The organism is Priestia sp. USM5 (genome assembly GCF_058323215.1).
Genome location: NZ_JBSGKN010000011.1, coordinates 1 through 9,474, shown reverse-complemented (window position 1 = coordinate 9,474; position 9,474 = coordinate 1). Strand labels below are relative to the sequence as shown.

Sequence of the window (9,474 nt, the reverse complement as noted above, 5' to 3'; positions counted from 1 at the left end):
ATTAGCGCACCTTGTGCTCTCATCAACTTATTCCAAAAACACAAACCCATTCTCAAGAAAGGAGGAAAGAATCATGGCAATTTATCATCTATCGATGCAAATCATCACCCGTTCAAAAGGCCAATCGGCTGTTGCTGCAGCTGCTTATCGTAGTGGTGAAAAACTACATGATGAACGTACAGACGAGCAAAAATTTTATGCTCGTGATATACAACCGGAAACCATGATTCTGACTCCTTCTAATGCGCCAGAATGGATGAAAGATCGAAACCGTTTATGGAATGAAGTTGAAAAAGTTGAGAAGCGCAAAGACTCACAATTAGCACGTGAATTAAACATTGCTTTGCCAATTGAATTAAATCATGACCAACAAAAAGAACTCATTCAATCCTTTGCTCAAAACGAGTTTGTTCAAAAAGGAATGGTTGCTGATATTGCCATTCATCGTGACGATGCTAATAATCCTCATGCTCATATCATGTTAACGATGAGAAACATTGATGAAAATGGTTTCGGCAAAAAGAATCGTGACTGGAATGCTGATTTTGCCAATGCAAAAGAAAACAATCGGGGGTACGTAAAAAATAGCGAAGGCTGCTTATCCATTCGTGAACAGTGGGCAAACTATGCCAATCAAGCATTAGAACAAGCCAAAAGTAAAGAGCGTATTACGCACCTTTCTCATGAAAATCGGGGACTTGAAGTACTTCCAACCATTCACTTAGGCCATGTCGCTCATGACATGGAGAAGAAAGGAAAGAAAAGTGACCGTGGTCAAATCAACAGAGAACGCCAAGAATACAATAAAGTCGTTATTGACCTGCAGACTTACCGTCTTCAAAAAGAAGCTCATGCACAAAAAATAAAAGAAAAAGAGAAGCAATTTAGCTTCTCTACGGATATTGAGAAAACACATATTCAAAAGGCTGCATCTCTTTTGAATCAAAAAATCGTTTCCTTAGACGATATCTCAAAACGCCAGGCAGAACTACGCAAAATGAGTGATCGTCATGACCCGATTGAACGTCATTTCCATGTGCAGCAACAACAGTTCCTAAATGTCAGCAATTACTATGACCGTGTGAAGGCTTTAGAGCGTGAAATCAAACAGAATGAAGAAAAGGTAGATGAACTCAAGGGATCACTCAATCCGTTTAAACTAAAAGAAAATAACATGATGAAGCGTCGTCACCTTGATAAAATCTCTGATTTAGAAAGTAACAAAGCCAACTACGAAAACAGTATTGGGAGCTATAAGGAATCTCTTCGCTTTTCAACTGAAGAGGAGTTTTATAGTCGCTATCAAGAATTCTCTCAACAGAAAGAGAATCGCCTGCATCAAATCAAGTATGAAAAAAAGCAGATTCAAGTTGAAACGAAAGTCTTGTTACAAGCAGAAGAAGCCATTAAAATGGCGAAAATTCGTGAAGTAAGCTCTCACTATCCCGACTTGAAAACAGCTGGAAAACACTTGACCTATGACAATGCTTTAAAGCTAGAGAAACATGTAGATATGGCCAAAAAGACTCCCGTAACGTTAGAAGTCATTGAAAAAGCGATTAAAAATCAACAAGACGATCTATACAAACTAAAGAAAGACCTAAAAATCTTTCAAACTGAAAAAGATCATCTAGATAAGATAAAGAGCCAGGTTACTAGCCTTGAAAAAACAGAAAAGGAACTTGATACATTAAGCAACAGCCCTAGTGAAGCAGCCAAACGCTTGGTTTCAAAGAAATCACGTCAGCACTATGAAGAATTACAACATGAAGCTAATCACTATCGTGATAACCTTAAGGAAAAAGGATATAAAGGACTAGATGATTTAAACAAACGACAAGGCGAAATTAGAGAGCTTGAGCAAAATGTAATACCAGATATAGAGAAAAACATAAAAGTCAAAGAGCACGTCATAGAAACGATCTCAGGTATCTTTGATGCTATTCAACAAGCTACTCGTAGCCAAGAGCAAGCCCAACAAAGACATCAATTGAGAAGAATGAGAAGTACCAATATAAATAGAGCGAAAGATCAAGGACCAGATTTTAGCCGTTAAAGATAAAAAATTGCCTTAAGGCAATTAGAAACAACTTAAAGTTGTTACATTTTATTTAAAGAAATTAAACCTATTAGGGGTAGCATCAGGATTATGCGGATTTACAACATTAAGACAAAAAACCTTGTATCAATAGGGTCTACTCTATTGATATGGAATCAATAATACGTAAAATAAGAGTTTTGAATGTATCATATGACTTGTCTCAAAACCCTTATCGTTGTTAAGTTAGCCTTTTTTTCTTCTCAGAATTGCTTAACGTTGTAAATCCGCATTTTCGGGACTGTACCCCTGTCAACAAAAAAAGCAGAGGATTAATCCTCTGCTTTAATTTACGAAATCATTTTGTTTTCATCGTTACTTGAAAATAGATTATCTATTTTTTCATTCCATCCTTCTAAATGGACAAATCTATGTTTATGAAGGTTACCTTGAATAATTTCAGACTTGGTTCTAGACGAAACAGTCTTCCAGTCACCTTCAAATACATAAGTCGCATTTCCGTATTCTGCTGTTTCAAAGATATATAGATTAATATCTGTAAATCCAAAAACAATATATCCATGATATCCATTAGTACCAATGGCATGAAAATCTGGGTTATGTGATGAAACTTTTTCAAGCCTTTCAGCAATAATCATCTTTTTACCTTTTGACTTTTTATCTAAAATTGGAGTTAGTTTTTGTTTAAACTTCTCCCAAGGCATATTTCCAGCCGGAAGTAGTTCCCAATTCAATCTTTCTATTTTAGGTATTTGATATGATTCTAAATTTTCTTGAAGAATCTCTGCACTTTTAAACAGTTCTAACATTAGATTGATTTGATGTGTGATATTTTCTTCTGTTGTTTCTCCTTTTACAATAACATCACCAGCAATAACAAATTTCTTATCTTTAGACTGAATAATTGTTAATGCCAACCAAGGTGCAGGAATTAACTTCCTTGGATATCTCTGATATGGTATATCAACAGTACGGGAGTAAGATTTTCCGTTCCAATCCTCCCATTCCCAATGTTGCTGTCTATAAACAGTCTCCTTAGGTAAATGTCTCTGGGCTACTTCTTTACCATTCGCATTAAATCTGCTAATAGGCCCTAATTTAGGCGAAGGTACTAGAGATTCTCCTAAACTTAATTCTTTGAAACCAATTTCTTTTAAACGAGAAGATACATCTTCTGTAATCGGTAATCCGATATAAGCTTTCTTACTTTCAGAAAGATGTTTTATATATTTACCGCATTTTCTAATTCTTTTTTTACCTGTAATCAACATAAATTTCATACTCCTTTATAATCATAAATTGGAGTAAGTAAATAGCTATTATTTATGTTAAACCCTACCCTCCTTTATTACTTGTCCTAATAGAGAGTTCATTCCAATCTAACAAAATATAAACGGCATATATAGCAGACATGTTGAAAAATGTATAAAATTACTTGTTAAAAATACTTGATTTCGACATGTACTTTGTTGTAACATAATAACCGTACTTAATTTAGTAAAGTGTACTGTCAGTTGAGAAGAACCAATCTGATGTTGGTAGCATCAGACTAAAAGAACAGGGATTTAATAGACTAATATACCTATTCCATCTTACATTATAAGATGGTTATTTGTCGTTGTCAACAAAAAACTACTTTTTTAGATAAAATAGTATATTAATCTAAAAATCCCCAACTATTCTCATATTCCTAACAAAGACCGCCCATTATCCATCAGTATATAGGCGGTCTTATCTATATGTATGATATATATCTATTCGTAAATTATCGACATTATACTACCTAATATATGTAATTTTTATGATCAGAAATTTAAAATTACAGCCAGTTTTAAAACTGGCTGTAATTACTTTTTATATCAGCTCAATACTGCATCAACATAATCTTCTTCCAAATCATAAGTAGTTGGACGTTGCTTAACTTTCATTACGATTCCCCTTGTTTCTAAATCGGAAAGAATTTTATTAACTTTATATCTGGTAAATGATAAACTTTCCTGTAGTTCTTCATTAGTGAGAACATTTACATGGCCAACAAATATATTGACACTAAGTAAAGTCGCTAATAATTGTTTAGTATCATTATCTGCCCACTCTAGATTCTGTAAGTGATTTTCAATTTTTTCTACTTTAGCTAATCCTAAACTCAAATCTTCAATCAGTGACTCTTGACCATCTCTTAATATTTCTAACATAGATTGACAATAAAAAGTTGCTTCCCCTTTATTTTTGGGATTAGAAAGTTCCTCTAAGGCTTTATAATATTTTTGTTTATCTTGATTAATCGTATAAGATAGAGAAACTGCAGTGAATGGATCTAATTTTTTCTCAATATAACTACATACAAATAAGCGTCCAGTTCTACCATTACCATCATAAAATGGATGTATATATTCATAGTAATAATGGGCTAACATATATTTATACAAATCAGGTGTATTAGATGTTTTCAGAAAGACCAAAAGATTGTTTAGATAATCCCTTATACTAGACTCTGGATATACTCCAACATGTGTAGCTCTACTGCCATCAGTTACATTTACTATATTTTTTCGAAAAAGAACACCATCAGGTTGATCATTTTCAGGTATTTCATCAGCCACTATATCATCATACAACTTTCTAAAATCTTCAATTTTTTCAAAGTCTTTAATTTTGCTGATGTACCTATATGTCTTCATCAAACCAATAAATCTTTTATTTTTACTAGTAGGCTTATTTTCATTAACAATCGTTAAAATTTCAGAAAGCTCTTTTTTAGTACTACGTATTCCTTCAATTTCATTAGTGCTTTGTAGTTCATTTATGAGTAACTTATCAAAATAAGGTCTAACAGCTGATCTAGGCATTCTGCTTATCATTTCTCTTATATTAAAGCTATTCACAAAAATTTCCTCGTGCAGTTTCATCAATGGATCAGTATTTACTATGAATAGTTCAACAGGTTCATCAACATGTTTACCTTTTAAAACAGGCATAATATACAAATTTGTTCTATATGTTCCATATCCGTTGTATCTTTTAACATATTCATCTATATATTGATTGGGAGCCTTATAAAAGACTTTACTTAATTTTTCATAGTTCATAAAAACCCCTCCTTAAAGGTGAGTATTATCATAATAATAGCACCAAAATAAAAATAAGGATATTGTTTTTAATATCCTTAATAAAAAAAACTTCAATATTTCAAATTAAGAGTACTAAAAAAATGATTTTAAACGTCATAATACTAATATGTACTAAATAAATAAGAACTATACCATGTCTTACTATGGATTTTCCATTGATTTATGAAATAAATTACTTTTAACTATATTTATTCCAATCAAAAAGTACATACTTATGTATTTCTCCAAACTTTATACTCAATTATTTTACCTAACCTTATTTTTAAAAATATCTATATATAAATTATTAGAGATCTAGTTACCATAATCCAGATTCTAGGTAGCACTTTAAACTAATCAATTACATTCATAAGAACTTCACAGTCACAAAAACCACCTTGATTTTGTAAAGCTTTTACTATTTTTGATTTTTTACTATGTAAAGTGCTTATGTCTAACCACTCTCTGGTATAAACCAGTGTATGATCACAACCGTATATTTCTAATTTTTCTTGTAGGTATATTTCTAATGATTGCAACTGCTCTGGTGTCATATCGAGCTCTTGCCATTTACTTGCATACTCTTTTAATAAAGCTAATCTCTTTAATAATTTTTTATCTTTTTTATCAAGAGATACTGCGTTCTGAAGTGCCATTAAAGCTGCGTTGTAATTTAATAAATATTCCTCAGCTTGAGATAACAATTGCCAAGCTAAAGCATCGTTTGAATACTGTTTAACATATTCTTTGAGTCCTTTTCTTGCTGTTAAAAGATGGGGAATTGCTTTTTTGGAAGGAGCTCTTCTTTGATAAGATCCTTGCATTGCTAATTTTTGTCCTTTTATTAGTTCATCTTTTAATTCTAATAAACTATCCATTCAAATAGCTCCTTTTAAACAGTATTAAGAAACCAAAATCCTTTATGTGATTTTCCCATATGCTTCAATATTCTTCAATTATTTTATGTATACTCTATACATCGCTAGTTTACATAAACACTCTTTCCGGAACACACGAAAAAAACGAGTCCTTGGTACACAAGGGCTCGTTTGCTTTTTAAATTTATGGTTTATGCAGCTTTTTATACATCGTTGATAAATCAGCGTTTTATCTCGAGGTGAATAAAAGCCGAATGTATAAAAAGCGCACTTTTTATACATATGCAGCAACCTCGTCCATTGGCCAATGCCGAGGTTGCTCTTTTTGTTTTACTTCTTTTTCTTCTTACCTAAAAGTGAGCCTGCAATTGCACTAAATACATCGCCTATTAAAGACAATATAATGGCCATTTATTATCTCACCTCTTTTAGAAGATTTTCTTATATTCATTATATGTTTTTTATAACCCAATGAATAATACAAAGTTTAAGATTTCCAAAACTCCCACCACTTTTTTTCTTGAGCTGCTGCTATCATTTTTTTGGTATCTTGAACTTCACGAATTAGAGATAAAAGATTTTCATCTCTTTTATTTGAACTTGTTTCAACATTTGTTTTTAATTCTTCATTTTGATCCTGTAAAATCTTATTTTGAGTTTTAATATCTTTAAGCTCTTTTTCCATTGAATTTAATCTATCAGATATTTCCTCAATGTATTCTAATTTATCCATGAGAACAGAAAGTTGATTGTTCTCTTTTTGTTCTTCAGATTGATTTTCTTGAGGAATTACTTTGTTCTCCTCAAGAACAGTACCTGTTCTCTCCTCTTCTGGAAGCATTGATAACACTACATTTACAGCTGTTTCCATAGTCATACTTTTATCTTGAACTAGATCTTTCATTCTTTGGAGTAAAAGAATATCTTTACTTCTAAATGCTCTAGAATTATTCGACCCCCTGATGAATTTATAATCCTTATTTTCTAATGCAATACAATATTTTGTAAGAGAACTACGAGCTATTCCTAATGATTTTGCTACCTCTCCACCCAAATAAACTATTTCATTTATTTGTTCAGACATATGTTCACCACCTATTCTTAATACATATAACTATTTATTATATAGGCTATTCTAACAATGTTTTCGATTTAGAATAGTATTCTCCTCTTTATTCTCTAATCAATATATAAGCTTAACAAGAGGAGTTCTATTAAATATTATGTTTATACAGGTATTTACAAGGTTGTTCTTATGAAGAACAAGAGTTGTTCTCCTGTTCATTAGAAGGTTTAATATAGCTCTAAAGCTGGCCGTCTTAAGACGGCTTTTTTAGCCTTTAGGCTTTTATTTTTCTAACGAAAAAATATAAAAAGACCCTTGCAATTCGAGTGGCGAATTGTTATTAAATATAGAGTGAGAAGAGAAATAAAAAAAAAACCCTTATAAACCCTTATATATCAAGGTTTATAAGGGTTTTCGTGTGTCTCGTTTTCGAGACACTTGCGTCTCGAAAACGAGACACACGAAATATAAAAAAAACGCAGTGATCGAGAATAATCACTACGTTTTCTATTAAAATAATTTATCTGGTAAATCTTTTAGGACTTTCATCTTCATTGCTTTATGAAACATGACCTTTAAAGCCTCATTTACATTATCTTTATCACCTGCATATATAATATGCGGATTTACAAAGATAGCATAAGCCTTTGCATTATTACCTTCAACTCCTGAATCTCCTTTAAATAATAATCCTTTTTTAACCAAAGAATTAACGGCTAAACTAGTATTCTGACGCGTAATACCTATTAATTTAGCAATCTCAGAAATATTCGCAGGAACAGGATTTTTTTCTTTGATATCATGAACAATACAGTTACTCGAAAAAGCTATGTATGGAATTATATCAGTGAGAAATACTTTTTCTTTATTAGTTACATAGTCTTGTTTATATAAGAACCCTAAATTATTTTGCATAGATTGAGCAAACCTCACTTTCGATTGAGGAGAACGTTTAGTTCCTACATAAAGATCTTTACCAGTTGCTTTACTTAATAAGCCCATTGCCTCTTCTAAATCTTCTTTTGTAACTCCTCCATGATCCAAAGCATACTTAATTTTCTCTAAATCAAAATCTCTACTGAGAGCATTTTTCTCAGCCTCTTTAAAATTAACGATGTTTTTAGCCACTTTTAAATTCCTCCAATTTTTGTAGAAGGAATCAACCTAATTATGTTATAATATAATTATCACAATATAAATAACAGAAGGTTAACCCCTTCTTGTATATTTGCTTAGAAAAGTCCTCCTGTCATCCAAAACTTGAGGGCTTTTCTTATGTCTAATTTTCTACCAAATCTTTCATAAATGCAACCTTATTTCGAGTCCATTCGATGTTTTAACGCTGTAAGCAGCTTATCATCCACTCGCTTAGGCTTATACCCCATCCGGTCTACCAAAAGACCCTCTATGAGCTTCATACGAGCCGTATAAAGGCGATATTCGCTTTCTCCGAACTCTATGATACTTTTATCAATCTCAATCCCCTCTGGCGCTTTCTGAACCGTTCTCATTAAATTGTAGCTTTTTGAACGCTCTTCTCTAACCAATCGAAGTAAGATTAACAAGTCATACGTATGAAAACGTTGAAGCTCTTGGAATGACAAAGCCGAATCTTCTAAACTCACATATTCTTTAAGTTGAGGACGCTTTGTATATAAAGGTGCTCCACAAACTGAACATGCTTGATCTATAGAATTATTTTCTGAATCACAATATAAACATTTCATCATAGGCTTCTACGAATCCTTACTCTTCAGAAACAGCCACTTCAGCTGCTGCTTTCTTTTTTTCTTTTACAACCATATCATGATTCAAAATCTTCTCTTTATTTTTCCCTACATACGCTTGCAATGCCTTCGCAATCTTTTCAGCTTCTTCTTCACTTTGAATCTCAAAGTATTTCTCGAAGATCGCGCCGACTTGAATAAGTCGTCTTGTTCTCTCTTTTCTCTCTTTTTCTTTTTTACGCGATTCAACTTGTTGTTTCTTTGCTTTCATCTTCTCAATTTTCTCTTCTAACTCCTGAAGAATTTCCTCATCTGTTCGCTTCTTCGGCATCCATTATCATCTCCTTTTTCTGTTCCCTAATGTTTGTATCGATTATATCAAAAATTGAGATAAATTGGTATCCTTAGCATAGATTCTCTCACCAGGATATGGTATAATTCCCTTAGATCGAAGAGATAAGGGCGCACTTATACATCGTACCGATGTGTGCGGTTCCTTCGGAACAAAAAGACAAAACCAAAGACCCATTCGCCTAGATGGCGAATTTCATAAAACCTGTTTGCCTATCGGCAAAGATGAAACCACCATCTGACACCTTTGGTGTTCATGATGCTGATTTCATCTAAAGCATTG

8 protein-coding genes are annotated in these 9,474 nt (G+C 32.5%); 1 reads left to right on the top strand and 7 read right to left on the bottom strand.

What is annotated here, in order from left to right; genetic code table 11:
• Nucleotides 1-73 precede the first annotated feature (73 nt).
• On the top strand, nucleotides 74-2,056 hold the full coding sequence (gene mobQ, locus ACWATA_RS29140; protein ID WP_473050518.1) for a MobQ family relaxase: 1,983 nt from the start codon (nucleotides 74-76) through the stop codon (nucleotides 2,054-2,056).
• Nucleotides 2,057-2,388: 332 nt separating this feature from the next.
• Here mobQ and ACWATA_RS29135 read toward each other — a convergent pair whose 3' ends face one another.
• From ACWATA_RS29135 to ACWATA_RS29105, 7 genes are all read right to left on the bottom strand, one after another.
• A complete protein-coding gene (locus tag ACWATA_RS29135; protein WP_138116148.1) occupies nucleotides 2,389-3,330 on the bottom strand; it encodes a hypothetical protein in 942 nt (313 codons plus the stop codon).
• A 588-nt stretch (nucleotides 3,331-3,918) separates the two neighbouring features.
• Nucleotides 3,919-5,148, bottom strand: coding sequence for a Fic family protein (locus ACWATA_RS29130; RefSeq protein ID WP_138116150.1), 1,230 nt, complete (start codon nucleotides 5,146-5,148; stop codon nucleotides 3,919-3,921).
• A 374-nt stretch (nucleotides 5,149-5,522) separates the two neighbouring features.
• On the bottom strand, nucleotides 5,523-6,047 hold the full coding sequence (locus ACWATA_RS29125) for a DUF2695 domain-containing protein (RefSeq protein WP_138116168.1): 525 nt from the start codon (nucleotides 6,045-6,047) through the stop codon (nucleotides 5,523-5,525).
• Between the two features lie 487 nt (nucleotides 6,048-6,534).
• On the bottom strand, nucleotides 6,535-7,131 hold the full coding sequence (locus ACWATA_RS29120) for a DUF3967 domain-containing protein (protein WP_205664570.1): 597 nt from the start codon (nucleotides 7,129-7,131) through the stop codon (nucleotides 6,535-6,537).
• A 492-nt stretch (nucleotides 7,132-7,623) separates the two neighbouring features.
• Nucleotides 7,624-8,241 (bottom strand): MarR family transcriptional regulator, encoded by a 618-nt coding sequence (locus tag ACWATA_RS29115; RefSeq protein WP_100348231.1) that lies wholly within the window; start codon nucleotides 8,239-8,241, stop codon nucleotides 7,624-7,626.
• A gap of 185 nt (nucleotides 8,242-8,426) precedes the next feature.
• Nucleotides 8,427-8,843, bottom strand: a complete 417-nt coding sequence (locus ACWATA_RS29110) for a hypothetical protein (RefSeq protein ID WP_272162950.1) — start codon at nucleotides 8,841-8,843, stop codon at nucleotides 8,427-8,429.
• 16 nt (nucleotides 8,844-8,859) lie between these two features.
• Nucleotides 8,860-9,171, bottom strand: a complete 312-nt coding sequence (locus ACWATA_RS29105; RefSeq protein ID WP_062954797.1) for an NIP7 pre-PUA domain-containing protein — start codon at nucleotides 9,169-9,171, stop codon at nucleotides 8,860-8,862.
• Nucleotides 9,172-9,474: the final 303 nt, after the last annotated feature.